At 65.5% G+C, this 26,210-nt stretch carries 23 protein-coding genes; 12 read left to right on the top strand and 11 right to left on the bottom strand.

The window, feature by feature from the left end; all coding sequences use genetic code 11:
* Positions 1–126 precede the first annotated feature (126 nt).
* The 6 genes from HLH34_RS08905 to HLH34_RS08880 all read left to right on the top strand — a co-directional run bounded on the left by HLH34_RS08905 (position 127) and on the right by HLH34_RS08880 (position 7,407).
* Positions 127–666 (top strand): flavin reductase family protein, encoded by a 540-nt coding sequence (locus HLH34_RS08905; protein WP_240162080.1) that lies wholly within the window; start codon positions 127–129, stop codon positions 664–666.
* A gap of 19 nt (positions 667–685) precedes the next feature.
* Positions 686–2,143 carry a 4-hydroxyphenylacetate 3-hydroxylase family protein gene (locus HLH34_RS08900; RefSeq protein WP_183119212.1) on the top strand — a complete coding sequence of 486 codons (1,458 nt, stop codon included), beginning with the start codon at positions 686–688 and terminating at the stop codon, positions 2,141–2,143.
* A 31-nt stretch (positions 2,144–2,174) separates the two neighbouring features.
* Positions 2,175–2,582 (top strand): RidA family protein, encoded by a 408-nt coding sequence (locus HLH34_RS08895; protein WP_183119211.1) that lies wholly within the window; start codon positions 2,175–2,177, stop codon positions 2,580–2,582.
* A gap of 171 nt (positions 2,583–2,753) precedes the next feature.
* Entirely contained in the window at positions 2,754–4,847 is a 2,094-nt protein-coding gene (locus HLH34_RS08890) for an FUSC family protein (protein WP_183119210.1), read from the top strand.
* A gap of 274 nt (positions 4,848–5,121) precedes the next feature.
* Complete coding sequence (dinB, locus tag HLH34_RS08885; protein ID WP_183119209.1) at positions 5,122–6,222, top strand: DNA polymerase IV; 1,101 nt, start codon at positions 5,122–5,124, stop codon at positions 6,220–6,222.
* Positions 6,223–6,480: 258 nt separating this feature from the next.
* The gene (locus tag HLH34_RS08880) at positions 6,481–7,407 is read left to right on the top strand and encodes a 2-hydroxyacid dehydrogenase (RefSeq protein ID WP_183119208.1); all 927 of its coding nucleotides are present in this window, start codon (positions 6,481–6,483) and stop codon (positions 7,405–7,407) included.
* A gap of 74 nt (positions 7,408–7,481) precedes the next feature.
* On the opposite strand, the gene HLH34_RS08875 is transcribed toward HLH34_RS08880, so the two are convergent.
* Complete coding sequence (locus tag HLH34_RS08875) at positions 7,482–9,941, bottom strand: TonB-dependent receptor (RefSeq protein WP_183119207.1); 2,460 nt, start codon at positions 9,939–9,941, stop codon at positions 7,482–7,484.
* Positions 9,942–10,411: 470 nt separating this feature from the next.
* Between HLH34_RS08875 and HLH34_RS08870 the strand changes: the two genes are divergently transcribed.
* Complete coding sequence (locus HLH34_RS08870; RefSeq protein ID WP_183119206.1) at positions 10,412–12,556, top strand: putative bifunctional diguanylate cyclase/phosphodiesterase; 2,145 nt, start codon at positions 10,412–10,414, stop codon at positions 12,554–12,556.
* A gap of 73 nt (positions 12,557–12,629) precedes the next feature.
* Positions 12,630–15,167, top strand: a complete 2,538-nt coding sequence (locus tag HLH34_RS08865) for an ATP-binding protein (RefSeq protein ID WP_183119205.1) — start codon at positions 12,630–12,632, stop codon at positions 15,165–15,167.
* A 196-nt stretch (positions 15,168–15,363) separates the two neighbouring features.
* Here the strand turns inward: HLH34_RS08865 and HLH34_RS08860 are convergent, their stop codons facing one another.
* From HLH34_RS08860 to HLH34_RS08830, 7 genes are all read right to left on the bottom strand, one after another.
* Positions 15,364–16,335 carry a crotonase/enoyl-CoA hydratase family protein gene (locus tag HLH34_RS08860; protein ID WP_244959775.1) on the bottom strand — a complete coding sequence of 324 codons (972 nt, stop codon included), beginning with the start codon at positions 16,333–16,335 and terminating at the stop codon, positions 15,364–15,366.
* Between the two features lie 236 nt (positions 16,336–16,571).
* A complete protein-coding gene (gene galE / locus HLH34_RS08855; protein ID WP_183119204.1) occupies positions 16,572–17,591 on the bottom strand; it encodes a UDP-glucose 4-epimerase GalE in 1,020 nt (339 codons plus the stop codon).
* A 16-nt stretch (positions 17,592–17,607) separates the two neighbouring features.
* Positions 17,608–19,071, bottom strand: coding sequence for a mannose-1-phosphate guanylyltransferase/mannose-6-phosphate isomerase (locus HLH34_RS08850; protein ID WP_183119203.1), 1,464 nt, complete (start codon positions 19,069–19,071; stop codon positions 17,608–17,610).
* Positions 19,072–19,341: 270 nt separating this feature from the next.
* Complete coding sequence (locus HLH34_RS08845; protein ID WP_240162064.1) at positions 19,342–20,448, bottom strand: glycosyltransferase family 4 protein; 1,107 nt, start codon at positions 20,446–20,448, stop codon at positions 19,342–19,344.
* 147 nt (positions 20,449–20,595) lie between these two features.
* Positions 20,596–21,213 carry a hypothetical protein gene (locus HLH34_RS08840; RefSeq protein ID WP_183119201.1) on the bottom strand — a complete coding sequence of 206 codons (618 nt, stop codon included), beginning with the start codon at positions 21,211–21,213 and terminating at the stop codon, positions 20,596–20,598.
* Between the two features lie 430 nt (positions 21,214–21,643).
* Entirely contained in the window at positions 21,644–22,054 is a 411-nt protein-coding gene (locus tag HLH34_RS08835) for a YidB family protein (protein ID WP_183119200.1), read from the bottom strand.
* Positions 22,055–22,114: 60 nt separating this feature from the next.
* A complete protein-coding gene (locus tag HLH34_RS08830; protein ID WP_183119341.1) occupies positions 22,115–22,282 on the bottom strand; it encodes a hypothetical protein in 168 nt (55 codons plus the stop codon).
* A gap of 346 nt (positions 22,283–22,628) precedes the next feature.
* Here HLH34_RS08830 and HLH34_RS08825 point away from each other — a divergent pair, with 346 nt between their 5' ends.
* On the top strand, positions 22,629–23,597 hold the full coding sequence (locus HLH34_RS08825; RefSeq protein WP_240162067.1) for a lysophospholipid acyltransferase family protein: 969 nt from the start codon (positions 22,629–22,631) through the stop codon (positions 23,595–23,597).
* Positions 23,598–23,610: 13 nt separating this feature from the next.
* On the opposite strand, the gene HLH34_RS08820 is transcribed toward HLH34_RS08825, so the two are convergent.
* Entirely contained in the window at positions 23,611–23,847 is a 237-nt protein-coding gene (locus HLH34_RS08820) for a hypothetical protein (protein WP_183119199.1), read from the bottom strand.
* Between the two features lie 257 nt (positions 23,848–24,104).
* Between HLH34_RS08820 and HLH34_RS08815 the strand changes: the two genes are divergently transcribed.
* From HLH34_RS08815 to HLH34_RS08810, 3 genes are all read left to right on the top strand, one after another.
* Positions 24,105–24,473, top strand: a complete 369-nt coding sequence (locus HLH34_RS08815; RefSeq protein WP_183119198.1) for a hypothetical protein — start codon at positions 24,105–24,107, stop codon at positions 24,471–24,473.
* A 398-nt stretch (positions 24,474–24,871) separates the two neighbouring features.
* A complete protein-coding gene (locus HLH34_RS19615; RefSeq protein WP_264784141.1) occupies positions 24,872–25,006 on the top strand; it encodes a hypothetical protein in 135 nt (44 codons plus the stop codon).
* Between the two features lie 56 nt (positions 25,007–25,062).
* Positions 25,063–25,494, top strand: a complete 432-nt coding sequence (locus HLH34_RS08810) for a CHRD domain-containing protein (RefSeq protein WP_183119197.1) — start codon at positions 25,063–25,065, stop codon at positions 25,492–25,494.
* A 29-nt stretch (positions 25,495–25,523) separates the two neighbouring features.
* Here the strand turns inward: HLH34_RS08810 and HLH34_RS08805 are convergent, their stop codons facing one another.
* Together HLH34_RS08805 and HLH34_RS08800 are read right to left on the bottom strand one after the other, a co-directional pair.
* Positions 25,524–25,853, bottom strand: a complete 330-nt coding sequence (locus HLH34_RS08805) for a DMT family transporter (RefSeq protein WP_183119196.1) — start codon at positions 25,851–25,853, stop codon at positions 25,524–25,526.
* A gap of 193 nt (positions 25,854–26,046) precedes the next feature.
* Positions 26,047–26,199, bottom strand: a complete 153-nt coding sequence (locus HLH34_RS08800; RefSeq protein WP_183119195.1) for a hypothetical protein — start codon at positions 26,197–26,199, stop codon at positions 26,047–26,049.
* Positions 26,200–26,210: the final 11 nt, after the last annotated feature.

The raw sequence follows: 26,210 nt of genomic DNA, 5'->3' as shown, positions 1-26,210 counted from the left end.
TGATGCAGATTCGTCGGAAAAACTGATGAAAATGGTCCGTATTCATTTCTTTTTGTGAGGTTCGGGATATGGGACCGTCAGGATCGGACGGATGGTCCAGGGCTTCCGGCAACAGGGGAGTGGCAGATGGCGCAGGACATGTATGGGGACGAGACGCACACGGACCAGGCCGAGGCCCGCGCCCTGTTCCTGGAGGCGATGAGCCGGGTCGCGGCACCCGTGGGGATCGTGGTTACCAATGGGCCGGCGGGCCGCTATGGCATCACCGTCAGCTCGGTCGTCTCGGTGTCGGCCGATCCGCCGATGGTGCTGGCCTGCATCAACCAGCGCAGCCCGATCGCCGGGCCCCTGGCGGCCAACCGGCTCTATACGGTCAACATGCTTTCACCGGCGCAGGCCGAGATGGCGGAACGCTTCGCCGGCCGTGACGGGCGCTATCCGGCCTACGATTTCGGCTGCGGCGCGTGGCAGGCCGGCACGCAGGGGGAAATCTGCCTGGACGATGCGATTGCCACCCTGACCTGCACGCCCGAACAGGTGGTGCAGGCCGGCACGCATGTGATCGTCATCGGCCGGGTCCTGCGCACCGTCGTCCGCGACGCCAGCGCGCTTCTGTATTGTCGGCGGGAATTCTGCCGGCCGGTCGGCCTTTCGGCTTCGGCCTGACGAGAACGAGGACGGTTTCATGATACGCACCGGTCAGGACTACATTGATTCGATCCGCGACGGGCGGCGGGTCTGGATGAACGGCGAACGCGTCGCCGATGTGACGCGGCATCCGATGTTCAAGCCCATCGTCAACATTCGCGCCCGCATCTACGACATGCAGCACGAGGCCGCGTTCCGCGACCGCATGACGTGCCTGGACGAAGATGGCGAGGCCTCGTCCGTCGCGCTGCAACTGCCGCGCACCCAGGCGGACTGGCAGGCGAAACGTCTGGCGACCGACACGGTGCTGGACGAGGTCGGCGGCGTCGTCACCCGCGTGGGCGACGAGACGATCGGCGAGATGTGGTCGCTGTACGACGGGCAGGACATCCTGAACGAGGTCGATCCGACCTTCTCGCGCAATATCCGCCATCATGTCGACAAGGCGATCCGTGCCGATCCGTTCCATGTCTCGGCCAATACCGACCCCAAGGGTGATCGGTCCAAGAGGCCGCAGGACCAGGACCCCGACATGCTGCTGCATGTCGTGCGGGAAACCGATGCCGGCATCGTCGTGCGCGGCGCGAAATACGAAACCGCCGCCGCCTACGCCAACCAGGCCTTCACCAAGCCGACGATCGCGAACTGGGGCGATGCGGCGCTGTCGGACTACGCGGTCGGGTTCGTCTGCGATTTTTCCTCGCCGAACCTGAAATTCATCTGCCGCACGGGCTTCGCCGGCCGTGCGCCGGCCGAGGATTATCCGCTGTCGAACCGGTATGACGAGGTCGAGGCCCTGGTCATCTTCGACGATGTGCTGATCCCATGGGAAAACGTGCTGTTCTACCGGCACACCAAGGCCGCCACCTTCATCCGCGCCACCCTGCATCGCTACAGCGCGTTCGCCTTCGTGCAGCGCAACCTGAAGCTGGCGGACATGATGATCGGCACCGCGCTGTTCAACGTACGCCAGACCGGCCTGGACCGCCAGCAGGCGGTGCAGGAGAAACTGGCCCGCCTGGCGTGCTATCGCGAAGGGATCAACGCCCACCTGACGGCGGCGATCGCCACCGCCGAGCCCAGCCCGGGCGGCCTGCTGATGCCCAACCAGTCGCTACTGTTCAGCGGACGGGTGCTGGCCTGTTCGCAATTGCACGAGATGATGCATCTGGCGCGCGAACTGTGCGGCGGCCAGATCTGCGTCACGCCGGACGCGGCGGCCTTCGCCGACCCTGAAACGGGACCGTGGCTGGAAAAATTCTACACCATCAACGACCAGTGGGCGGCTACCGACCGCCGCCGCCTGCTGGCCTATGGGCGCGACCTGCTGAATTCGGATTATGCGGGGCACCGCCTGACGTTCCAGCTGTTCGCCCAGTCGCCGCCCTTTGCGCATCTGGCGGCGGTGTATCGCAATTTCGACTGGGACAGCCCGCTGTCCTTCGTGCAGCGCTCCGCCGGGCTGGACCCGCGCGTGCTGGACCGCACATCCTGATCCGCCAAGACCGAACGGGGAGTTCGACACGATGATCCACACGCGCATCCGGCCCTTCAACACGAAGGACACCTACCCCGAGCAGGACCTGGACAACGATCTGTGCCAGGCCGTGGTGGCGGGCAAGACAGTCTATCTGCGCGGCCAGGTGCCGCAGGACCTGGACACGCGGGAAAATGTCGCGGTCGGCGATCCGGTCGGCCAGGCCGAGAAGGTGATGGCCAACATCGCCCTGCTGCTGGACGAGGCCGGCTCCGACCTGTCGCATATCTGCAAGGTGACGGTCTATCTGACGGATATCCGCTATCGCGAGGCGACGTACCGTGTGCTCGGCCGCTGGCTCAAGGGGGTCTTCCCGGTCTTCACCGGACTGGTCGTCGTCGCGCTGGCGCGGCCGGAATGGCTGATCGAGGTGGACGTGATCGCGGAACTGCCCTGATCGGACAATCGCGCCACCCGGGGGGGAATGGACAAGACGGGCTGTTCGCGTCAGTTATAACAAACTGTCTCCCCAGGGATCCCCGCACCGTGCTGCCCCTTCCGGATCGTTTCGCACCCTTTGCCCGTCCGGCCGCCCGCCGACTCGCCGGCCCGGCGGCCTAGAGCCGTCATGCCGGCCCGCGGCGCGATGCGCGACAGGGGACGGGCACGCCTGCGCCGGCTGTTCGGAGCGCCCGCGCGGGCGTCGCGTGTGGCCCGTCTGGGCCATTGGCTGGGCATGCGCGCCATCCTGATCGCGCCCGAACAGGTCGGGCTGCGCGAAGGGCTGCGCGCCGCCGTCGCGGTCGGCGTCATGATGGGGCTGGCGACGGGGCTGGGCCAGCCGCTGATGGCGTGGTCGGCCTTCGCCGCCTTCTGGACCTGCCTGGTCGATCCCGGCGGTCCACGCCGCCCGCGCCTGCGCGCCATGGTCATGTTCGGCATCATGGGCACGATGCTGGCCGGCCTGATGTCCTGCGTCGCCGGTATGGGCCTGGTTGTCGCGTTTCCGGTGCTGGCGGCGGTGACGTTTCTGTGCGGCCTGAGCCGGGGCCATGGGGCCGCCGCGACGCAGGTGGGCGTGCTGGCGGCCATCGTGGGCGTGGTCGCGGTCTGTTACCCGATGTCGCCCTCGGGCGCGCTGGGGCTGGCCGGCCTGTTCGCGCTGGGGGCCGGGTGGGCGCTGGCGATCTGCACCCTGGCCTGGCCGGTCGACCCCTATGCCCCGGCGCGGCGGGCCACCGCCGCCCTGCTGCGCGAGGAAGCCGGGATGGCGCACGACCTGCTGGACCGGGCCGACACCGGACGGGACGCGGCGGGCCGGACCCGCATCGGCGCCTATCGGCGCGCGATCCGCGCCCGGATCGAACGGACCCGGGGCATGGTGGGCACGATCGGGGCGGAGGAAGGCGGCAGCCCGGTCCGGAGGGCGCTGTCGGCGGGGATCGAGGCGGGGGACCGGATCTTCGTGGCGCTGATCGCGATGGAACATGACCTGGCTGCATCGCACGGGGCCGCCCGCCCGGCGGACCGGCGCGTCCTGCGGCGCATGGTTGCCGCCATCGCCCGCACGCGGCAGCAGGTCCTGCGGGTCGATCCGGATCATGCCCGCATGCGTCGGCTGGCGGCATCGCTGCGCCGGCAGGCCCGGATGACGCAGGGGGTGGCCACGCAGGCGCTGGGCGTCTGTGGCGATGCGCTGTGGGATCTGGCGGCGGCCTGGGAGCAGGCGGCGGGGGCGGGGCCCATTTCCACACAGACCGAGGCCGGCCTGCCCGATGCATCGGGGCCGCGGGGGGCGTTGTGGCGCCGGATCGTCCTGCCGCATGCGGCGCGTCATGCCGCGCGGCTGTCCGTCGCGGTGGTCGTGGCGTATGGGCTGACCATCCTGCTGGGCCTGCCTTATGCCTATTGGGCGACCATGGCCGTGGTCGTCGTCATGCAGCCGCAGGCCGCGACCACGGGGCCGCGCATGGTCGAACGCATGCTGGGCAGCGTGGCGGGGGGAATCGTGGCGGCCGTTCTGGGCGTGGCGCTGCCGATGCCCGCGACGGTGCTGCTGATCTTCCCGCTGGCGGCCGCGACGATCGCGCTGCGGTCGGTCAATTACACGCTGTTCGTCCTGTTTCTCACGCCCCTGTTCGTGCTGGTGACCGACCTGGGCAGTCCGGGCCATGGCTGGGGGGTGGCGCTGGCGCGGGCGGGCGACAATGTGCTGGGCAGCGTCGTGGGGCTTCTGGGGTGCTTCGTGCTCTGGCCCGAACGGACGGCGGCGAATTTTTCCACCCGCCTGGCCGAGGCGGTGGCGGCCAACATGCGCTATCTGGCCCTGGTGGCCGATCCGGCGGTGTCGGATATCGCGCGGATCGACACGGCCCGGCGCGACGCCGGCGTGGCCAGCACCGCCGCCGAGATCGCGCGCCAGCGCCTGCGCCTGGAAGGACTGCGCCGCTCGGCGCGCCTGGACAGGGCGGCCGACCTGCTGCTGGCCCTGCGCCAGGTCGCGGGCGTGGCCAGTGTCGCCTGGCTGGAACGGATGTCGGGGCAGACGCCGGATGGCCCCCCGGATGGCCGACGCGCGGCGGCCTATGCCGCGGTCGGCGCGGCGATGGCGGCCCGGCTGCGCGGCGAGGGCGCTGGCGGCCCCCCGGTCGATAGCGGCGACCTGTCGCCCGACATCGCCCATCTGGTCCGGGCAGTGGACGCCTATGCGGCGCACGGGTAGCCATACGGGATGGTGCGGGTAGAATACGAGGATGCTCCGGCCCATCCCGATGCCGGATGCAGTTGCAAGGAAGACGACCAATGGCTGACTGTGCTGTGAAGAAATGTTCCGTGAAGTCCCCGTGCGTGAAGGGCATCCTGGCACTGGGCCTGGTGGTGGCGGTGATCTGCTTCGTGAAGAAGAAAGCCTGCTGCAAGGGAAAGGCCTGCGCCTGATCCCCTCCGTCCCGGGGATGTACCCGGGACGGGCCTGTCGGTGACCGGGGCAGCAGGACATGGCGCAACGCGATCCCGGGCCTGCGCCCGTACGTCGGATCATCCATATCGACATGGATGCGTTCTATGCGTCCGTCGAACAACGTGACGATCCTGCTTTGCGCGGCCGGCCGGTGGCGGTCGGCGGCAGCCGCCAGCGCGGCGTGGTCGCGGCCGCCAGCTACGAGGCCCGGCGGTTTGGCGTGCGGTCCGCCATGCCCTCGGTCACCGCCCGCCGGAAATGTCCCGAACTGGTCTTCGTGCCGCCGCGTTTTGACGTCTATCGGGCGGTTTCCGGGCAGATCCATGCAATCTTCGCGCGCTATACCCCGCTGATTCAGCCGCTGTCGCTGGACGAGGCCTATCTGGATGTGACCCATCCGCTGGTCGATGCACCCTCCGCCACCGCGATCGCCGAAGCGATCCGGGCCGCTATCCGTGCGGAAACCGGCCTGACGGCGTCGGCCGGCGTGTCGTACAATAAATTCCTGGCCAAGCTGGCGTCGGATTATCGCAAGCCGGACGGGCTGTTCGTCATCACGCCGCGCATGGGGCCGGCGTTCGTCGAAGCCCTGCCGATCGAGGCGTTCCATGGCATCGGTCCCGCGACCGCCACCCGCATGCGGGCGCTGGGCATCCGGACCGGCCTGGACCTCCGCCGGCAGGAGCTGGCGCTGCTGGCCCGGCATTTCGGCAAGGCGGCCGCGTTCTATCACGGCATTGCCCGGGGCCGGGACGACCGGCCGGTCGATGCCGAGCGCCGCCGCAAATCCGTCGGCGCGGAACGGACGTTCGATCGCGACATCTACGATTGGGCCGAGGCTACGGCGGCGCTGGCCGATCTGTCCGGCCGGGTCTGGCTGGCGTGCGCCACGCGGGGGGTGGGCGGCCGCACGGTGACGGTGAAGGTCAAATATGCCGATTTCCAGCAGACCGGCCGCGCGCGCTCGCTGCCGGCGCCGGTCTCGGCGCAGGCCGAATTGCTGCGTGTGGCGCAGGATCTGCTGCGCCCCGGCTTTCCGCCCGACCGGGGGATCCGCCTGCTGGGCGTGACCCTGTCGAACCTCCAGCCGGCGGACGGCGACGCCAGCCCGCAATTCGCACTGGCGCTGCCTGTCTGATCCGGCATCCGATACCAGCCGGTAAAATCAACGACACAGGTGGCAGGACAGGTCGGGCTTTGCCCGAACCCACCAGGGCCTGAGGCCCTGGGCCCCGATCATGGATGAACGATTGGATTCCAAAGGGCTGTGCCCTGAGGCCTGTCGATGAACTGGGGGCGATTCTTGTCGGGTAGCGGGATGGCGTCCATAAATCGCGTTTCGTCCGGGACGCCCGCGAATGTGCGTGCCGGGCCTTGCTTGCAGGAACGCCGCACCATGTCCCTTGTCATCAGAACGTCGTCCGCGCGCAGTGCCGCCTGGCGGGCTGCCCTGTCGGCGCAGGCGCCGGATCTTGATATTCGCATCTGGCCCGACGTGGGCGATCCGGCGGCCGTCACGCATCTGTTGACGTGGAAACCCCCGTCCGACCTCATGGCGCGCTTTCCCAACCTGCGCATGGTCTTTTCGGAAGGCGCGGGGGTGGATCAGTTCCTGTCGCTCGACCTGCCCGACAGCGTCAGCCTGGTGCGGATCGTGGACCCCGCGCTGACGGACATGATGGTCGAATACGGCGTGTGGGCCACCTTGGCGCTTCATCGGCAGGCGCCGGCCTATCGCCGGTCGCAGGCCGCGCATGCGTGGCGTCCGCTGACCCAGCCCCTGGCGCGGGACCGCCGGATAGGGGTGCTGGGGCTGGGGGTGCTGGGGGCGGCGCTGCTGCGGCGGCTGCATCTGTTCGGTTTCCCCTGTGCGGGATGGAGCCGGAGCGCCCACGCCATCGACGGCGTGACCTGCTTTGCCGGCCACGATACCCTGGCCGCCTTCCTGCACCGGACGGATATCCTGATCTGCCTGCTGCCGCTGACAGACGAGACGCGGGGTATCCTGTCCGCCAGGACGTTCGCCGCCCTGCCGCAAGGCGCCGGCGTCATCAATTGCGGGCGTGGCGGCCATATGGTCGAGGCCGACCTGCTGGCGGCCCTGGAGGCGGGACATCTGTCCCACGCGATTTTGGACGTCGCGGGGCAGGAACCGCTGCCGGCGGATCATCCGTTCTGGGATCATCCGGGCATTACCCTCACCCCGCACGTGGCCAGCGATACGACGCCGGCCAGCGCCGCCCATCAACTGGTGGACAATCTGCGCCGGTTGCAGGCCGGGCAGACGCCCATCGGTCTGGTGGATCGCGGACGGGGATATTAGGGGGCATTCCCACGGGCAAAAAAAGGGGGGCCGAACCTGCGTTCGGCCCCCCGGTCTTCGGGAAACAATGCGGATCAGAATTCGACGCGCACGGAACCGAAGAACTGACGCGGCGCGCCAAGTTCGAAGGACTGGGCATCGCCCGCCAGGTTGAAGCCGTTCTCGCCCATCGTCGCGACATAGGTCGTATTGGCGAGGTTGTAGACGTTGAAGTCGAAGGTCAGGTTCTGCATGAACGCGAGATGGTGGTTGTATTTCCCCATGTTGCCCAGGCGATAGCGCAGGCCCGCATTGGCCAGCCAGTAGCTGGGAACCTTGGTGTCGCCGTTGTAGCTCAGGTTACGCTTCGACATGTAGGACGCGTCGATATGCGCCAGGAAGGCGCCCCATTCGTAGGACAGGCTCGACTTATACATGAAGCGCGGATAGGCGACGACCTGGCTGCCCGCGAGATGGTAGACCGTGGTGCCCTGGGTGATGTTGTCGTCATAGGTCGAGTGATTGTAGCTGACGCTGTTGAACAGCGAGAGCCCTTCGACCGGCGTCAGCGTCAGGCCGGCATCGACGCCGTTCATGGTTACGCCACCCACGTTCAGCACCGAAGCGACCGGGTTCACGATGCTGCCGCTCTGGATCTGTTGCAGGCGGTTCTTGTAGTCGACGTGATAGGCGTAAATCGACGCGCTCAGCAGACGGTGCGTAAAGCGGTACCCCACCGAATAGGCCCAGTCGGTTTCCGGTTTCAAGCTCGGGGTGGCGAGGTTATAGGCGGCCTGCGTCACGGCGAACGGCGATGCGGCGGTCTTGAACTGCGCCTGCGGGTAGGCGTGCATGTTCTCCGACACGTCGAAGAACAGTTCATGATGCCGCAGGAAGTGCCAGTCCGCGCTGATATGCGGCAGGAAGGCGGCGGCCGAGGTCAGCGTTCCGGCGGCCATGGAATCGTCGGTGCCGTAATACGCATTGTTGTAGTATCCGTCGCCGGCGCGCGACGTGTTGAGCAGAGACTTGAAGCCGAAATGCAGGTCGAGGTTGCTGACCGGATGGTAGGTGTCTTCCACGAACGCGGTGAAGGTGTTCGTGTTGATGGTCTGCCCGAAGATCTTCATGAACGGCGTCAGGTTGGCGTAGCTGCCGATCGTGTAGATCGGATCGCCCTGGCCCAGAAGGGGCTGTTGGTAGCCGACCATGCTCGAGACGAACTTGTTGTTCTCGTACCAGACGCCGCCGCTGATGTGGTTATGGGCGATGTCGTAGGTGACGGACGACAGGAGGCCGAAGCGCTGGATGCCCGGCTCCTTCACCTGTTCGAACATCGGCGCGCCGTTCGGCGAGGGGTAGAACGGGTTAGACCAGGTCAGATGGCTGGTCTCGCCGTGGCCGTAGACCGTCGTTTTCCAGCGCATGCGGTCGGTCAGCTCGAAATCGCCCGTCAGGCCACCGAAATAGTCGGTCACGGCGGTTGCGCCGTCATAGTAGGCGGCGTCGGCCTTGTCGGTGATCTTGCTGAGGCTGGCCGGATAGGCGCATCCGGGCTGAGGCGTGGCGAAGGCGGTACACAGTGCGGCGGCGTAGGAGGCCTGGTAGCCGCTGTATTTGCCGTTATAGTAGTTGTCGATATTCTTGCCGCCGTTCTTCCAGATATCCAGCGAATAGTCCTGGTAGTTGAACTGGGCCAGGTTGCTGTAATCGAAGAACGCGGAGATGCGGCTGTTTTCGCCGACAGGCTGCACGACCTTCGCATTGACCTGCTGCATGAACTGGATGCCGCCGCCCTTCCACTTGTCCGTATCGTTACGCATATAGGACACGAAGAACTTGGTGCCGGAGCTGTTCAGCTTGCCGCTGTCCAGGCGGATGAAGGTGTGGAACAGGCTGTTGCTGCCGAAGGTCTGGGCCAGCGTCGCGCCCATCTTGTTCTTCGGGTCGGAGGACACGTACTCGATCGAGCCGCCCAGATTGTTGGTGCTGGCGACTTCCTCGGCGCCGGCGCCCATCGAGACGTTCAGGCGCTGCACGTTTTCCGAGCTGATGGCCTGGACCGGGTTGAGGCCGTTATAGTTGCGATAGACAAGCTCGCCCAGCGGGATGTCGTCCAGCGTCGTGCCGATCTGGTTCTGCATGAACCCGTGCATGTAGATCTGCGTGGACCAGGTATCGACGCCCTGCGGGTCATCCGACTGGAACATGATGCCCGGCTGGGACGCCAGCACTTTCAGCGGGTTGGTGCCCGGCACCGCCCGCGAGATCATTTCGGAACCGATCGAGATATCGGCGCCCCGCACCAGGTGGCGGGCCGTCACGCCAACCTCCTCGGCCGAGACGGTGCGGGGCAGCGCCGTGCGGTGATGCTCGACGGGTGCGGCCGGCGCCGCGGCCGCGACCTGGGTGACGGCGGGGGCCGGCTGGCTGGCGGCCGCCTTGGCTGCGGTGTGCCGCGCCTTATGCGCCGGGGCGGCGAGCGAAACGGCTCCCCCGCCCGAGACAAACATGGTCGTGGCCAGCAACGCCCATGTTACGCTGTTCCGTCTCATTGCTCCACGCCCTTTCGATTCCTTCGCATCGTGGACCCTCGAACGACGATCCATTGCTTATATCGTATATGATCATCCTTTTTGTTTCGCAACGATAATGCCCTTCGCCTCTTTCGAAGTCATTTCAATAATTTAATGTCGGATTGGGGCACGGTGCCGACCCGGAAAAGCAGGCAAAAAAATATTTCGATACCGGTGTGTCTCTTTTGTGACAGTCGCTCCCGGTCCATTCCGCCCCTGCGGCCGTCGGGCGCGCGGTAAGTCCCGGACGGAAAAAAGCTTGGCAATGGGGCGGCGTCATGCTCCATGCTGTGGCCCAATGCATTGGAAAGCCGGCTTGACCGATTACGATGCCGGGCACGGGGACGGCCTTCGATACGATGACGATGCGCGTGCCGCATTGCGGCGTGGATCCAGGTATTTGCCCTGCCGGGCTGTCCGGCCCGAATTCCCACCCAGCCGAGGCCTGAATGCGACTTGTTGCCATCGTTGACGACCGGTCCACCAATCGGGCGATCTTCGCGCGGCTGGCGATGACGCTGGGGTCTGACATCCAGGTCGAGGTTTTCGCCACGCCGATCGAGGCGCTCGACTGGTTCGGCGACAACAATATCCCCGACCTGATCGTAACGGACTACAAGATGCCCCTGATGGACGGGGCCGCCTTCACCGCCCGCATCAGGACCCTGGACTGGGGGCATGACCTGCCGGTCATCGTGGTGACGGCATACGAGGACCGCGAGTATCGCCTCAACGCGCTGGATGCGGGGGCTACGGATTTCCTGCTCAGTCCCGTCGACCATACCGAATTCCTGACCCGCGCGCGCAACCTGCTGCAACTCAGCTGGCATCGGCGGCGCGCGCGCGTCCGGGCTGTCGAACTGGAACAGGAACTGGAAAGCAGCCGCCAGGCACATGCCGAGATCCTGCGGGGCAGTCGCGACAAACTGTTGCAGGTCATCGACACGGTTCCCGCCATGGTCAGCGCGACGGACGCGAACGGGAATTACATTTTCGCCAACAAGTTTCACGCCCGGGTGCTGGGCGCCCGGCAGGGGCCGGGCAGCGCGGCGTCGCAGCTCCGCGACCGTCAGGTGCTGGAAACCGGCCTGCCGACGGCGCGCTACGAGGAAACCATCGCCGACCGGTACGGGATGGAGCGCGTCCTGCTGACGTCCAAGATCCCGCTTCACGACGATGCCACCGGGCTGCGCTATGTCCTGACCACGTCGCTGGACATCACCGACCGGAAGAAGGCCGAGTGGGAACTGCACCATCTGGCTTATTACGACCAGCTGACCGGGCTGCCCAGCCGATCCAAGCTGGAGGTCGAGATGCAGGCGATGGTGGGCCAGCGGCAGGGGGGCGGGCCGCCCTTCGCCTTCATGTTGCTGGACCTGGATCGGTTCAAGAGCGTCAACGATACCCAGGGCCATACGGTCGGGGATCTTTTGCTGCGCAAGGTCGCCGTCCGGTTGCGGACGGCACTGCCGCATGCCGCGGTCATCGCGCGTCTGGGGGGCGATGAATTCGCGATCGTCCACGACATCGCGGACGCGGCCGCCGCCGCCGAACTGGCCGAACGCATCGTGGGCATCTTCGCCCGCCCGTTTGTCCTGGGCGAACGGGCGATGAATGTCGGCGCCAGCGTCGGCGTGACCCTGTTCCTGGGCGACGACGAGACCTTCGGGACATTGCTCAAGCATGCGGACCTGGCCATGTACAAGGCCAAGAACGAAGGACGGTGCCGGTACGCCTTTTTCGATTCCGCCATGGAACAGGCATTTTTCGCGGCGACCGAGCTGGAGCAAGCGCTGGGCAATGCGGTGGGAAACGAGGAATTCGTACTGCACTACCAGCCCGAGATCGACCTGCGGTCGGGCACCGTCATGGGGGTCGAGGCCCTGATCCGGTGGGTGAGGCCGGATGGCGAACTGATCTATCCCGGACGGTTCCTGCCCCTGGCGGAGGAGACGGGCCTGATCGTGCCGATGACCGTCTGGTCCCTGCGCGAGGCCTGCCGCCAGGCGGCGCTGTGGAAGCGCGACGGCATGCCGCTGCGCGTGGCGGTCAATCTTTCGGGTATTCTCTTTCGCCAGCACGATGTCCACCAGTTGGTGACCGACGCCATCGCCGAAACCGGGCTGGACCCTGCGTTTCTGGAACTGGAGCTGACCGAAACCGCGCTGATCGAAAACCCCGAGGCGGCCAGCCCCCAACTGGCGGCTTTGCAACGGATGGGGGTGTCGATCACCATTGACGATTTCGGAACGGGATATGCGTCCCTGATCTATCTGACGAAACTGCCGATCCGCCGCCTCAAGATCGATTCCGCCTTCATCCGGGAGATTGATTCCTCGCCCGGAAGCCGGACGATCATCAAGGCGATCCTGGCCTTGGGGGAAAATCTGGGAATCAAGGTCATCGCCGAGGGGATCGAGCGCGAGGACCAGCTACGCTGGCTCGAGGACCAGAATTGCCAGGAGGCGCAGGGCTTCTATTTCGGCCGTCCCGTGCCGCCGGCGCGGCTGCGGGCGGTGATCGACAGCGGGGGGCTGATGCTGCCCGCCCCGACGCCGGCCCTGCCGGATGCGACCGGCACCCCCGAGCATTGACACCGGCCCGCTGCCGGGCAACGGGGCCATGGAATGCCAGCACGACAGCGGAACCCTGAAGAAGTGATGACCCATGTGGGTGCATAAGATCCTGTCGCGGATGAAGCGCGGCGGCGATGGCGAGTATCAGATCGTCCTGAACCGGCTGGCAATCGCGTGCCTTATACAGGGCTACCTGGTCGGGTCGTACCTCTACGGGACGCTGACGCTGCCCAGGATGCTGCTGCTGTCGGGCGTCTGCGACACCTTCCTGGCGGGGGGCATCGTGGTCGCGGTGGCGCTGGTGCTGTTTCCATCCCGGTCGCGGACCCGCCGCATTGGTCAGATGTTCTGGGATTTCATCTTCCTGTCGCTGGGCATGCATCTGGGCGACGTGGCGGTGGTCCCGCTCTATCCGATCTATCTGTGGGCCATCCTGGGGTACGGCTTCCGCTTCGGGCTGGGCTATCTTGCGGGCGCCGCGTGTGTCGGCGCCGCGAGTTTCGCCATCGCCGTCCACGGGCTGGCGATGTGGCGGGACACGGGCTATCTGTTCGCGGGACTGGTCGGCGGCCTGCTGATCATTCCGCTCTATTCGGCGTCGCTCATCCGCTTCCTGTCGCAAACGCGTCAGCGGGCCGAGGAGGCAAGCCGTGCCAAGACGTTGTTCCTCGCCAGCGTCAGCCACGAGTTGCGTACGCCGCTCAATGCCGTGATCGGCATGAGCCGCCTTCTCGACGACACGGACCTGAATGCCGAGCAGCGCGACATGGTACGCACGATCGGTGGGGCGGGATCGTCCCTGCTGGGCATGATCCAGGATCTTCTCGATTTTTCCAGGATCGAGGAGGGGCGGATGCCTGTCCGCCTGCATCCCTTCGATCTGCTCGCGGTCCTGCGCGAGGTCGAGCGGATCGTCGGCGTCAACGCGCGGGCGAAGGGCCTGACGCTTGCCTGCCATGTGACCGCGCGTACGCCGGTCCGGCTGGTCGGGGACGAGCGGCACCTGCGGGACATCCTGCTCAACCTGGCGGGAAACGCCGTCAAGTTCACCGAACGTGGGCATGTGGTCATCGCGGTCGACGGGGGTCCGCTGCGCGACGGCGGGACCAGCCTGCGTGTCGAGGTGTCGGATACCGGGATCGGCATTTCCCCCGCCGCGCAGGCGCGGGTGTTCGAGACATTCGCCCAGGCGGATGACACGGTGATCGACCGTTTCGGCGGTACCGGGCTGGGGCTGGCCATCTGCCGGAAGCTGGTGGACCTGCTGGGCGGCGAAATCGGGGTGCACAGCGTCGTTGGCGAAGGCAGCATCTTCTGGTTCTTCATTCCGGTGCAGCCGGTCGCCGCCTCGTCCTTGCCCGAGCAACGGCCGGCCGGCCTTTGGCCGGGCATTGTGCTGCTGACCGGCCGGGAGGATCGTCAGGCCGATCTTGTCGCGCGTCTGACCCGGCAGGGCGTCGGGGCGGTCGTCGCCCCGAACGGGGAAGCGGCGGCGGCGCTGATGCGCCGGCCCGAAGGCAGGTCGGTGCTGCTGACGGACATGACCGCCGGCGACGCATCGGACGCGGAGGGGGCGCCGTTTCCGACAATTCTGCTCGACAGGGATGTCGAGGCCGGATTGCCGCCCGAGGCCCTGCGCTGCCGGTTCCTCTCCATCCTGTCGCCCCAGGCCGACGATGCTGCGATATCATCGTTCCTGACGATCGTGGACGGTCTGATCCCGTTCCATGAGGACGGCAAGCCCATTGGCGGAGAGGCGGGGACCGGCAGGGCCGAACGGTCGCTGAATATTCTTCTGGTCGAGGACAATCTGGTCAACCAGAAGGTGCTGGGCAAGATTCTCGACCGGGCAGGGCACCGGTGGCAGGCCGCCCCCAACGGCGAGGACGCCCTGGACATGCTGGGGGAGGAACCGTTCGACCTCGTTCTCATGGACATCAACATGCCCGTGATGAACGGGATCGAGGCGACGAAACTGTACCGGTTTTCCGAGGTCGGCGGGGGCCCCGCCCTGCCGATCGTGGCATTGACGGCCGACGGCACGCCCGAGGCGCAGCAGCGTTGCCGCGATGCGGGCATGAGCGGCTTCCTGCTGAAGCCGGTCGAAATCGACGCCCTGCTGGACACCATCGACGCGCTGGTCCCCGCTGCGGCGGGGCAGAAACGGCCGAGACCCACCGGGATGGACGTCCCCCTCGATGCGGACAGGCCGGCGGACATCCCGGCGGAGGAGGCCGTCGTCGTCCCGTTCCCGTCGGCGACGGTCAACCGAAAGATGGTGCAGGATCTGCGGACGTTGGGCGGCGACCGGTTCCGGGCCGATGTCATCGGCGAGTTCCTGACGGATGCCGATGCCATCATCGACCGGATAGATCGGGCGCTGGACGCCGGTGACTGGGCCGCCCTGCTGGACGAGGCCCATGCCCTGCGCAGTGCCGGGGGAAATGTGGGGGCGGAACGCCTGGCCACCCTGTGTCAGGAATGGCGCGGCATCAACGGCCACGACGCACCGGACCGGGCGCAGGTGCATCTGCACGCCATACGCCAGGAGATGGGCAAGGTCAGGGAAGCCCTGACGCCCTATACAGTATTGCAGGCCGAGGACGGCAACGCAGGCACGCTGCGATGAGGTTGGCCTCATCGCAGCGTGCTCTGCCGCTCAGGGCGCCGTCCTGAAACCCGCCAAAGGGCATCGCCCTTTGGAAATCCAGTCCTTTATCCATGATCGGGATCCTGGGCCTCAGGCCCCCGACCCTGGGTAACCGGCGGGTTCGGACAACGCCCGACCTGTCCTGCCCATTGTGCCATTGGCTTCGTCGGTCGGTTCAGCTTGCGACGCTTTCGACCTGGATGGTCTGGATGCGCCGGTTCTGTGCGTTGACCAGGCGCATCATCTTGCGCAGGTCGGTTTCGGCCAGGCGCAGCGCGGCGTCGACCCAGATGTCGGTGACGTCGCGCAGTTCCTGGTGGCTGACCGGATTGACCAGGCGCTTGGTCCGCTGGATGGCCTCATGCGCGTTGTAGCGGCGGTCGATGCGCGCCAGATGCTCGCGTACCGTGGCCTCGCCGTCGCCCTGTTCGGCCAGGATGTCCACGACCCCCATCTCGTGCAGGTTGGCGGCAGTATAGGTCTGACCGCTGAGGATCATTTTTTCGGCCATCCGTGCACCCACACGCCGCGTCAGCAGCGTATAGGCGCCCATGCCGGGGAACAGGTTGAACAGGATTTCGGGCAGGCCGAACTTGGCCTGCTTCTCGGCCACGATCAGGTCGCACGACAGGGCGGCCTCGAACCCGCCGCCCAGCGCGTCGCCCTGCACCAGGGCGACCGTGGTGACAGGGTGGCCGTAACCGTCGGCATTCGCGAACACGACGTCGACGCAGGCGTGGGCATACTGACGCAGCCCTTCCCGGTCGCCCCGGGCGATTTTTTCGGCGAACAGGGCCAGATCGCCTCCCAGGTTGAAGATCCCCGGCACCCGCGATCCCACGACCATGTAACGGAAGGGCAGGGTGCCCCCGGACGTCTCGGCCATGTCGTGGATGGATCGCTGCATGGCGTGCAGGTCGCGCAGCAGGGACGGGGAAAAGCTGGGGCGGCCGTTGGGGCGCATGAAGCTCCATAACGTCCGGCCGACCGTGTCCAGCGACACCTCGACCGTCGGATGACTGGCCATGGCCGGCTGTCCAGGATTGGAACGCTGGGCGCCGCCCGACCGGCCGGCGACGGACAGGACCGGGTTCATCGTGGTGACGGTGGCGGCGGAGAGGCTCTGGAGGCTGGGCTTCAACGGCATGGTCGGCTCCTGAAGAACGATCGGACGAGGCACCCCGATGCACCCGATGTGCGAGGTCGCCTGAGTCCGGTCAGGAGCCTACGGCAAGGCCGGAGGTTTTGAGTCGCGTATTGATAATCTACAGAGATGAAAATTCGTGAATTATTGGTTTCGGCAGCGAGACAGGGGCGATGCCCGGTTCCTGCAGCCGCTGGTCGTCATCGAGACGGCGGTGTCGGAACCGGGGGAGTGGTTATTCAGATGCAGGCGGCTTCGGCTGGAAGGCGGGTCCGATAGCCTTGGGGATGGGCCAGGCGCCAGCGGTATGCGGTCTCGACGATTTGATCGAGGTCGGCATAGCGGGGGGCCCAGCCGGTTTCGGCCTTCAGCCGGCCGGCGCCGGCGACCAGCCGGGCCGGGTCGCCGGGGCGGCGGGGGGCCAGTCGCCAGGGAACAGGCTTGCCGGTCACGCGCTCGACGCTCCGGATGACATCCATGTTGGAATGGCCGTGACCGTTGCCGACATTATAGACGACGCTGCGGTCGCGGATGACGTCCAGCGCGGCCAGATGGGCCTGGGCCAGGTCCGTGACGTGGATGTAGTCGCGGATGCACGTGCCGTCGGGCGTCGGGTAGTCATCGCCAAACAATTGCAATTCCGCCCGACGCCCCAGGGCGGCGTCGATGACCAGCGGAATCAGGTGGGTTTCCGGCGTGTGATCCTCGCCCAGGCGACCACCGGGGTCGGCGCCCGCCGCATTGAAATACCGCAGGCAGGCGCTGCGCAGGCCGTGGATCCTGTCCGCCCACAGCAGGGCCCGCTCGACCATATGCTTGCTCTCGCCATAGGGCGAACCGGGGATGATGGGCGTGTCCTCGGTAATCAGCGGGTCCTCGGTCATCCCGAACAGGGCGGCGGTGGAGGAAAAGACGAACCGCTTGACGCCATGGCGCACGCACGACTCAACCAGCGCGAAGCCCAGTCCGGCATTGGCCTGCATATACATGAACGGGTGCTGCATGCTCTCCCCGACCAGGGAAAGGGCTGCGAAATGCAACACGCCGTCCCACGGGCCATCCGCCAGCACCTTGTCGACCAGCGCGTGGTCCTGCAGGTCGCCCTGGATGAAACGCACCGTGTCGGGCACCGATTCGCGATGCCCGGTCCGCAGGTTGTCGAAGACCACCACATCGTGCCCCGCGTCGCACAGGGCGGCGACCACGTGGCTGCCGACATAGCCGGCCCCGCCTGTCACCAGGAATTTCGATCGCGCCATAGTCCCCACCTTTCGGTTAATTGCGATTGTAGGTGTCTTCTATGCGGATGATGTCGTCCTCGCCAAGGTACGAACCGGTCTGGATCTCGATCAGGACCAGCGGGATCCTGCCCGGATTTTCCAGCCGGTGGGTGCAATGCTGCGGCAGGTAGATGCTCTGGTTCTCATACACCATGATCTGCTCCTCGTCGCGGGTCACCCGGGCGACGCCGCTGACGACGATCCAGTGTTCGGCACGATGAAAATGCTTCTGCAGGGACAGTTTCTCGCCCGGCGTCACGACGATCCGCTTGACCTGGAAACGGCTGTCCTGGATCAGGCTTTCATAGAAGCCCCAGGGCCGATAGCAGCGATTGTGGGACTGGGCTTCGTGGCGGCCGGCGGATTGCAGGCGGGCGACCATCTTCTTGACGTCCTGCGCCTTGCTTTGCTGCGTGACCAGCACCGCGTCGCGGGTCGCGACCACGATCACGTCCTCGACGCCGACGACGGCGGTCAGGATCTCGTCCGATCGGACATAGCTGTCGCGCGCGGCCTCCAGGAAGACATTCCCGTGGCTGACGTTGCCGTTGCCGTCCTTGTCGCTGATTTCCCACACGGCGTCCCAGCTTCCGACATCGGTCCAGCCGAAATCGCCCGCGATGACCACCGCATGGTCGGTATGTTCCATGACCGCGTAGTCGAACGAGATGTCGGGGGCCGCCGTGAATGACGGCACCTCCAGGCGCTGGAACACCAGGTCGCCCGCCCGTCGCGCGACGGCCTGGCGGACGGGGGTGAGCACCGCCGGAGCATAGGTCTCCATCTCGTCCAGAAGGGTGCGGGCGGTGAAGACGAACATGCCCGAATTCCACATATACCTGCCCGATGCGATCAGGTCGGCCGCGGTGGCGGCGTCGGGCTTCTCGATGAACGAGGCGACGGTGCTGGCCTCGGGCAACTTGGCCAGGGGCGTGCCGGCCTCGATATAGCCGTATCCGGTCTCGGGCCGGGTGGGTTTCATCCCGAAGACCACGATATGTCCACGCTGGGCCGCATCCGCCGCCGCGGGCATCATCTGGGCCATGGCCTCGGGCCGGGTGATCACCGCGTCGGCGGCCATGATCCACAGCACCGCGTCCGGATCGGTTTCCGCGACCAGCAACGCCGCCGCGGCGATGGCCGGAGCGGAATTGCGTCCAACGGGTTCCAGCACGATCCGCGCGTCCTCGATCCCGGCCGCGCGCAATTGTTCGGCGATCAGGAAGCGGTGCTCATTGTTGCAGATGACGATCGGTGCATCGAACTGCTCGCCGACCCCGCGCAACGCCGTTTCCTGGAGCATGGTCCTGTCGCTGACCAGGGGCCAGAGCTGCTTGGGAAAGCTGGCGCGAGACACCGGCCACAGCCGGCTGCCCGACCCCCCCGACAGGATGACAGGCACGATGCGTGTGGTGCTGGGGGCCTTCGTGCCGATCAGCGGGAAGGTGGTTTCCGACATGACTCATGTCCTTCTGTCGCGCAGGGATGGGAAGGGGATGAAAAACGAACATCATGGTCAAGACATGGCAATAAGGATGCGGTACAGCGCGATCGGCCGAAAAAATCCGTCGTGCAGAGTAATCTGGAACCGGTCCATGACATGACGGGCCGGACGTCTCGATCGTTCCGGTATCCCGTCGGAAATTTGCCCTATGGCGGTTGAACCTATCATGGATCGGGAAGCCTGCTCAAATGGAAACCGGTCCCTGTCGAAACGATATCGCCCGGATCAGTGAAGCATCGCGGAAGGCACATGCCCCCGCGGCATATGTTGGCCGATGACCTCCAGCAACTGGCGCGCCGCGTGTTCCCAGGTGAACGATGCGGCATGGGATCGCCCCGCGCTTCGCAGATGGGCGCGCAGGACCGGGTTCTCGATGACGTGCAGGACGGTGCGGTCGATTTCGTCCTGGCTGGCCGGATCGAAATATGTTGCCGCCAGGCCGCAGACTTCCTGAAGGGACGGGATCGCCGATGCCGCGACGGGGCACTCGCACGCCATCGCCTCGATCGGCGGCAGTCCGAATCCCTCGTAGAACGACGGGAAGACGAAACACAACGCGGCCTGGTACAGCGCCCGTAATTCGGTGTCGTTGACGCGACCGATATATTTCGCGGGTACCGGCAGCGACGATGCGGTGTCGCTTTGGGAGAAGACGGCGGTGTTCAGGCCGCCCGTCACGACCAGGTCGATGTCCCGTGCGGCCAGCGAACGGGCAAGCTTCGACAGTCCGTGCAGGTTCTTGTGCGGCGCCAGGTTGCCCACGGCAAGGACGAAGCGGCCCGGGGTGATGTGATGCCGCTCCAGAATCGACGTATCGGGGGGCGTGGACAGGATATGGTCCGCCCCTTCGGTGATGACGGAGACACGATCGTCGGGCAGATGCAGCCGCGCCTGCAATTCCCGTCGCGAAAATTCCGATACGGTGACGAAATGCGTGGCCGTGCGGCGCAGTCCATGCAGCAGCGCCATGTTCCACAGCCGGAATTTCGTGGAATAGGCGGTCGGATAACTGAAGATCCCGGCATCGTGGACGACCACGATCTGCGGCTTGCCCAACAGGGGGGCCGTATTGCCCAGATTGACCAGGATTCCATCGTCGACATGGCGCGGCAGTTCGACCTGTTCCCACAATTGTCCATGCAGGCGGCCACAATGGGTCGCCGGCAGGTCGGCCTCGGGCTGTGTCAGATCGCCTGACGGCACCAGGATCCGGGGCATGCCGGCGGGGGTATGTGCCGAGATCTGGCGCATCTTGCGGGTGATCTCACGCGCGAAACGCTGCACGCCGCTCAGGCGCTGGGTCATGAAACGGCCGTTGACATAGATATTCATGGGCACGTCGCCCTGTCCTGCTGATGGTCGCGATGCATGTGTGTCATCCATGAGGTGGCCCGGACGGGCGGCGGCGTGATGGCGGTGTACGCTGCATGTGCGTGACTATTAATCTTGGAAAGACGAAGCTGGGATGGATCGCATCGATCATGTCCGGACCGGTGCGGCGCCTGGCCGGCCGGGGAACGTGTCGATACCGATATGCCGCGGGGAACGCGGCCCCGGCTGGATTATGCGCCCCCGGTGCAGGAGGTGCCTGGTTGCTTGGCGCGCGATGGGTGCGAGCAGCGCGAACAGTGCCAGAAGCCCGCCTATCATCGGCAGATCATACGGCGAGGCATGGCGCCTCCAGGCGAACGCGCCCGCGATCAGAAAGGCGCCCAGCGCGGATAAGGTCACGATGCGGGTTTCGTCCCAGAATGAGTCCTGCCCGCGATAATGTCCCTGGCGTGCGAAAAGAAGGGCCATCAGGACGAACAGGGTAATCTGATCGACCGATGGCCCCATAAGGAGATGCGGCGAGGGTATTGAAATGCCCGTGGGATGCAGAAGACGCTGAAATTCGGCAGACATGAAATGGACGGCGCAGAAGGATATGCAGAAGGATATGATGAAGGACAGGACATCGGAGGCGAATAGGAACAGCGCCGGATGTCCGAAAATTGCCCAGGGGCGGACGGCCTGTTGGGCATTCCGTTGAAAATCCGCCGATGTTGGAGAAGATATTTCTGACGTAATCATTTTTCTAAAATCGAGGGTTTTCATAATAACAACCCTTTCAAAATAAAATTTCACCTATAATTTGAAATTTATACTTGTGACGGATCTCGCGATATACATGCAATAGACTTGTATGATTTATTGGTTCGGAATCAAAATTCCGCAAATGAATTTTCTTATGAATTTGCATGGTTTTTATTGTTGTTTTGCAATCATTTCTTATCACGTAAGGAAATGGAAAGTCCATAAAATGTTCATCCCGCACGGCTTTGTCATAAGCTGCTTCCGCTGCCTGTCCCACGCTGCCTGAACGGATTTGAGAGTGGAAAAATTCAATGGATATGAAATAAAATATTGAATTGCCGTGGAATTGAATTGCCGTGGAGTCGGTACATGAAAAATCCCCTGCCGTGGCATGACGGCAGGGGGCAGCGGGAAATCTGTGGATCGAACCGAAATGCCGGTTTGGGCCGACCTATCGTCGCGTCGGGTCTTCGCCGACACATCCGGCATGACCGAAGCGGTTGAACCGCTTTCCCAGGGTATGCTGACGCACTGCGACCGGCAGTTCCTCGGAAAGGCGAGTGACGACCTCATCGCGTTGCAGGGCGGTTTTCCGGCTGATTTCCGCCAGCATGTCGGGCGGCATCAGCGACAGAACGGTCGCGGCATCGGTCGGCTCGGGATTGCCGGTCTGGCTCCAGCGCCGTACCACGTCGTACAGGCCCGTGTCCGCCGCCTGCCGCATCAGAAACACATACCCGCGCTCGGGCGCGGTGTCCGAGAGAAAGGCATCCAGCCAGGCATCGAGGGTGGTTTCCGCGCGCCATGGCCCCGGGGCCGGCTTGCCGCCCTTGGGGCCGAAGCGGGGGGGCGTCGTCATCATCTTCGTCCTCCGTTTCCGAGTAGGGGGCCTTGGAGCGGTACCCTGCGCCATTTTCCTGCTTCAGCAGTCCCGTTCCCCCGTCGACCCACCGATCGCAGGCGGGTCGCTGGCGGGGAAGGTTTCCTCCAGACCCTCTTCAATTTTTTCTTCGGTTGCAGCCCTCTTCTTCTTCGCGTTTTCTGCCTTGTCCTGCGTCTGGTCCGCAGGCGGCGTCCTGGTGTCCGACATGATCGACCTCCGAGGATGAGATTATGGGATGTCGGTTCAACGCGGCCGGGCCGCCATGTTTTCCCGGTCCCGTGCATGTGATGTGCCCGGTTCGTCGCGGGGCGGCGTGCGGCCGGATATTTGACATGCCGGGCGATTAGTGATGCATGGCGGCGGTGAGGCGCCGGTCGCTTGGGTTGCGGCGTCGTCCGGGCTATGAATGGCACATGATCCCTGCTTCCTTCCGCGCTCCAGATTCCGCCTGCCTGCCCTGGAGGCACCCGGCATGACGGCGCGCCGGGCCCAGCATCGCCGCTCGGCGGTCTTTCCCGCGTTGAATGACGAAGGGGGCGTGCCCCCCCCGTCCATGAAGCCGGGCCGGCGTCTGCTGCGTCGTCTGCGTGCGACGGCGCGCCTGCTGGCCATCACCATCTGGGTGCCGCTGTCGGTCGGGTTCGAGGCGATCCTGCTTCTGGTACCCGGCACCGCCAAAATCCGCTGGACCCGCGTGATCTGGGGGGTGCTCTGCCGGCTGTTGTCGCTGGACATCCGCGTGATCGGCACCCGTGCCGGCTCGGTCGGCGGTGCGCGCGCGCGCGCGCGCGGCGAGCGTCCGGTCATCTATGTGTCCAACCATGCCTCGTGGCTGGATGTGCCGGTGCTGGGCACCATCCTGCCGTCCGTGTTCGTCGCCAAGGGCGATATCGGGAACTGGCCGATCATGGGCACCGTCTCGCGGATCGGCCGGACGATTTTCGTCAGCCGCCAGCGCAGTACCACGGGGCGCGAGCGGGACGAGATGGTCGGCCGCCTGATCGGTGGCGACAATCTGGTCCTGTTCCCCGAAGGCACGTCGTCGGACGGGTCGCGGGTGTTACCCTTCATGTCGGCGTTCTTCGCGATCGCCAAGATGCCGGCCCTGCGCAAGGGAATGGATGTCGATCCGCCGATGCTGACCTATGCCCCCGGCATGGCGCCGCTGATCCAGCCGGTGTCGCTGGTGTACGACCGGCTGGACGGGCTGAACGTGAATCGCGTCCGCCGGGCGGTGTTCTCGTGGTACGGCGACATGGATCTGGCGCCGCATGTCTGGCAATTGGCGCAATGGCGGTCCATGCGGGCGACTGTCCTGCTGCACCCGGCGCTGGATCCGGACGATTTTCCCAGCCGCAAGGCGCTGGCGCAGGCCGCATGGAATGCTGTCGCCGGAGGGGCGGCCCGCCTGCGCCAGAATGCGGATCCCCAGAGTCTGGACACTCGGAACCCGGATGCTCCGGCGCCGGAGACCGAAGACCGGCCGGCTGAGACCCAGCCGGCCGCTATGGCGGCCTCCTGACCGCGGTCCCTCTTCAGCCGTGCCGCGACGCCGTCCGGCGGTGGGTGCGGGGATGGTCCGGCCACTCCATCAGGACGTTCTCGACGGCCTGGGGGTCGGTATGTTCGGCCTCGGCGAACAACGCATCGGCGCGGGTCTGGTCACCTTCCTCTTCGGCGCGCAGCGCGGCTTCAGCCAGGCGTCGGGCCTGTTCGTGCTTGTCCGGTCCGGCGTCCGAGGGTGTGTCGTCATCTTCGATAAAGCGGGACATGAATCGTTCTCCTGACCTGGTGTCGGATGGCCGACGGGTGATCCGGGGGCTGCGCGCGCCATGATACGCCGTCTGGGCATGCTCGTCATGTTGCTGCTTGCCGTGGCGATCTGCGGCGTCGCCATCAGCATGGTCGGAGAGATGGGGCGGTTTCTCGCCGACAGCCACCCCTGGTAAGGCGGGTTTGATAGGTGACGACGAACCGAGGATGCGTTTGTCCGTTGGAATGTCATCGAACATTCACGGAGCGACGGATCATGCCCACCCTGCGCGCTGACGCCCCTGCCTCGCGGCGGGGGTTGGCTGCGGCCTGCGCCGCCCTGGCCTTGCCGTTCCTGCTGGCGGCCTGTGGCCAGGCCGGCCCCCCGACGAAGGCGGAGATCCTGCAGGTGGTCCGCACCGCCATGCAGAGCGAAAACCAGAAGACGTCCGACCGGTCCCTGGGCCTGTTCAGCGGGCCATACGACCCGGCGGATCTTTCGATCACCAATGCCGACTGCACGGCCCGGGACAATGGCGTCTATCGCTGTGCCGTGACGGCCGTGACAAAGGCCGGAACGAACACGGCGAACCTTTCATTCAAGAAAGTCGATGGAACCTGGACGCTGGTACAGAACGAAGGCTGAAGGCGCCCCGGTGACAGGCCGACAAGGGGCGTACCACCCGAACTTTTCCGTATCGGGGACGTTCCACCCGGGTGGGAGAACTATCATGAAGCAGTTCCTGCGGCCGCCTGGCGTAAAATCGCTGTGCGTTTTCGTGACGATGCTGGCCTTGGCCGGATGCGATTACGATCATGGCCGCCATCATGATGGATATGACGGTCCCAGCCGAGATCATCGAGGCGGGTACAATGGGCGATACGGCCACGGCGGCGGCTGGTAAGCGTACGAGGGGCCTGCTGACCCGGCAAGATCGCCGGGCCGAGGGCCGTGCTGCAGAAAAGTCCGCCTCTTGCCATGATTCGAGCACAGGGGACGGTCACTCCTGACAGTGTTGAGTGATCTTCAGCAGGAGAACGGCAATGGTCTATCTGGGAATGATCGGTCTGGTGTCCGGCCTGTTCATCGTCGGCGGCCTGCACGTTGCGCGACTGGTCGAAAGCCGCATTGATCCCGAGATGTCGGCATTGAACCGCTCGACCGGTCTCGATATCTGATCTGGCTTGCTTGCGGCCGGTGTTTCGTATCGCCGGTCGGTGGGGAGAGATATCCGATGATCCGCTCTTCTGTTTTCGCAGGGCTGGCGCTTGCCGCGTCGGTGGCGGCCGTCGCGCCGGCGACGGCCCGGACCCTTCACGTCATGGGACAGTTCACGCCGTCGGCGGGCGTGACGGGGGCGCCGTCCGGAGGCGTTACCGGAATGCTGGATGACAAGCGCAACCTGGTGACGTACCGGTTGAGCTGGAGCGGGCTGAGCGGTCCGGTCACGGCCGCCCATTTCCATGGCCCCGCCGATCCGGGCCAGGATGCCGGGGTTCTGGTCCCCATCAGCGGCCCGTATGTCAGCCCGTTGCGGGGATCGGCGATGATGACGGCCGACCAGGTCGCCGCGCTGCGCGCCGGCCGCGTCTATATCAACCTGCATACCGCTGCCCATCCCGATGGCGAGGCCCGGGCGCAGCTGAAGGTCCAGGACACGCGCTGACCGACGGATTGCCCGGCGAAAGGGTGTGGTCAGTGGCCGACGGTGCGGGAGAACAGGTTGATGACCGCCACCCCCAGCACGATCAGGCCCAGCCCCGCGATCGCCGGGGCGTCCAGATGCTGCTTCAGCCAGATCCAGTTGATGATGGAAATCAGGATGATGCCGACGCCGGACCAGATGGCGTAGGCGATGCCCGTCGGCATGGTGCGCAGGGTCAGTGACAGGAAGAAGAACGTGATGCCGTATCCCAGCACTGTCAGCAGGGATGGTATCGGCCGGGAAAATCCGTCCGACGCCTTGAGCGCGGATGTGGAGATGACTTCAGCGACAATCGCGATCGCGAGGTAAAAATAGGTCATGACACCGCCCCCCGCCAATGCGCCGCCATCCTGGCGGCGATCGGCGCCGGGCGACGACATCCCGCGTCGCGCGGGCGGTAACGGGCCTACACCATGACCCGACCCCGGTCCAGATTGGGGCCGGTGATGTCGGGGGATGAAGGGGCGGGGCCTTGTCGGCCCCGCCCGGCTGTAAGGTTAATGATCGACGATTTCATTGACCCAGCGGAATCATGGGCGACAGCATGATGCTGGCGGCGATGGCGGCCAGCATCAGCAGCACGATCACCACCCCGCCGAGCGTCTGCTTGGTATTGTCCGACAATTTGTGGCCGGTCGGGTGCCCGGCAAAACGTTTACCGAACATGGCGTGTTCTC

It is taken from the genome of Gluconacetobacter azotocaptans (genome assembly GCF_014174355.1).
In the GTDB taxonomy this organism is placed as follows: Bacteria; Pseudomonadota; Alphaproteobacteria; order Acetobacterales; family Acetobacteraceae; genus Gluconacetobacter; species Gluconacetobacter azotocaptans.
This window is presented reverse-complemented; position numbering and strand designations above follow the sequence as displayed.

Bases quoted from the DNA above. Each gene is read 5' to 3' on its own strand.
- HLH34_RS08880 (WP_183119208.1), top strand. From the start codon at position 6,481: ATGTCCCTTGTCATCAGAACGTCGTCCGCGCGCAGTGCCGCCTGGCGG.
- dinB (WP_183119209.1), top strand. From the start codon at position 5,122: ATGGCGCAACGCGATCCCGGGCCTGCGCCCGTACGTCGGATCATCCAT.
- HLH34_RS08890 (WP_183119210.1), top strand. From the start codon at position 2,754: ATGCCGGCCCGCGGCGCGATGCGCGACAGGGGACGGGCACGCCTGCGC.
- HLH34_RS08870 (WP_183119206.1), top strand. From the start codon at position 10,412: ATGCGACTTGTTGCCATCGTTGACGACCGGTCCACCAATCGGGCGATC.
- HLH34_RS08860 (WP_244959775.1), bottom strand. From the start codon at position 16,335: ATGCCGTTGAAGCCCAGCCTCCAGAGCCTCTCCGCCGCCACCGTCACC.
- HLH34_RS08905 (WP_240162080.1), top strand. From the start codon at position 127: ATGGCGCAGGACATGTATGGGGACGAGACGCACACGGACCAGGCCGAG.
- HLH34_RS08810 (WP_183119197.1), top strand. From the start codon at position 25,063: ATGATCCGCTCTTCTGTTTTCGCAGGGCTGGCGCTTGCCGCGTCGGTG.
- HLH34_RS08800 (WP_183119195.1), bottom strand. From the start codon at position 26,199: ATGTTCGGTAAACGTTTTGCCGGGCACCCGACCGGCCACAAATTGTCG.
- HLH34_RS08900 (WP_183119212.1), top strand. From the start codon at position 686: ATGATACGCACCGGTCAGGACTACATTGATTCGATCCGCGACGGGCGG.
- HLH34_RS19615 (WP_264784141.1), top strand. From the start codon at position 24,872: ATGGTCTATCTGGGAATGATCGGTCTGGTGTCCGGCCTGTTCATCGTC.
- HLH34_RS08895 (WP_183119211.1), top strand. From the start codon at position 2,175: ATGATCCACACGCGCATCCGGCCCTTCAACACGAAGGACACCTACCCC.
- HLH34_RS08840 (WP_183119201.1), bottom strand. From the start codon at position 21,213: ATGAAAACCCTCGATTTTAGAAAAATGATTACGTCAGAAATATCTTCT.
- HLH34_RS08865 (WP_183119205.1), top strand. From the start codon at position 12,630: ATGTGGGTGCATAAGATCCTGTCGCGGATGAAGCGCGGCGGCGATGGC.
- HLH34_RS08825 (WP_240162067.1), top strand. From the start codon at position 22,629: ATGAAGCCGGGCCGGCGTCTGCTGCGTCGTCTGCGTGCGACGGCGCGC.
- HLH34_RS08875 (WP_183119207.1), bottom strand. From the start codon at position 9,941: ATGAGACGGAACAGCGTAACATGGGCGTTGCTGGCCACGACCATGTTT.
- HLH34_RS08805 (WP_183119196.1), bottom strand. From the start codon at position 25,853: ATGACCTATTTTTACCTCGCGATCGCGATTGTCGCTGAAGTCATCTCC.
- galE (WP_183119204.1), bottom strand. From the start codon at position 17,591: ATGGCGCGATCGAAATTCCTGGTGACAGGCGGGGCCGGCTATGTCGGC.
- HLH34_RS08815 (WP_183119198.1), top strand. From the start codon at position 24,105: ATGCCCACCCTGCGCGCTGACGCCCCTGCCTCGCGGCGGGGGTTGGCT.
- HLH34_RS08850 (WP_183119203.1), bottom strand. From the start codon at position 19,071: ATGTCGGAAACCACCTTCCCGCTGATCGGCACGAAGGCCCCCAGCACC.
- HLH34_RS08820 (WP_183119199.1), bottom strand. From the start codon at position 23,847: ATGTCCCGCTTTATCGAAGATGACGACACACCCTCGGACGCCGGACCG.
- HLH34_RS08830 (WP_183119341.1), bottom strand. From the start codon at position 22,282: ATGTCGGACACCAGGACGCCGCCTGCGGACCAGACGCAGGACAAGGCA.
- HLH34_RS08845 (WP_240162064.1), bottom strand. From the start codon at position 20,448: ATGAATATCTATGTCAACGGCCGTTTCATGACCCAGCGCCTGAGCGGC.
- HLH34_RS08835 (WP_183119200.1), bottom strand. From the start codon at position 22,054: ATGATGACGACGCCCCCCCGCTTCGGCCCCAAGGGCGGCAAGCCGGCC.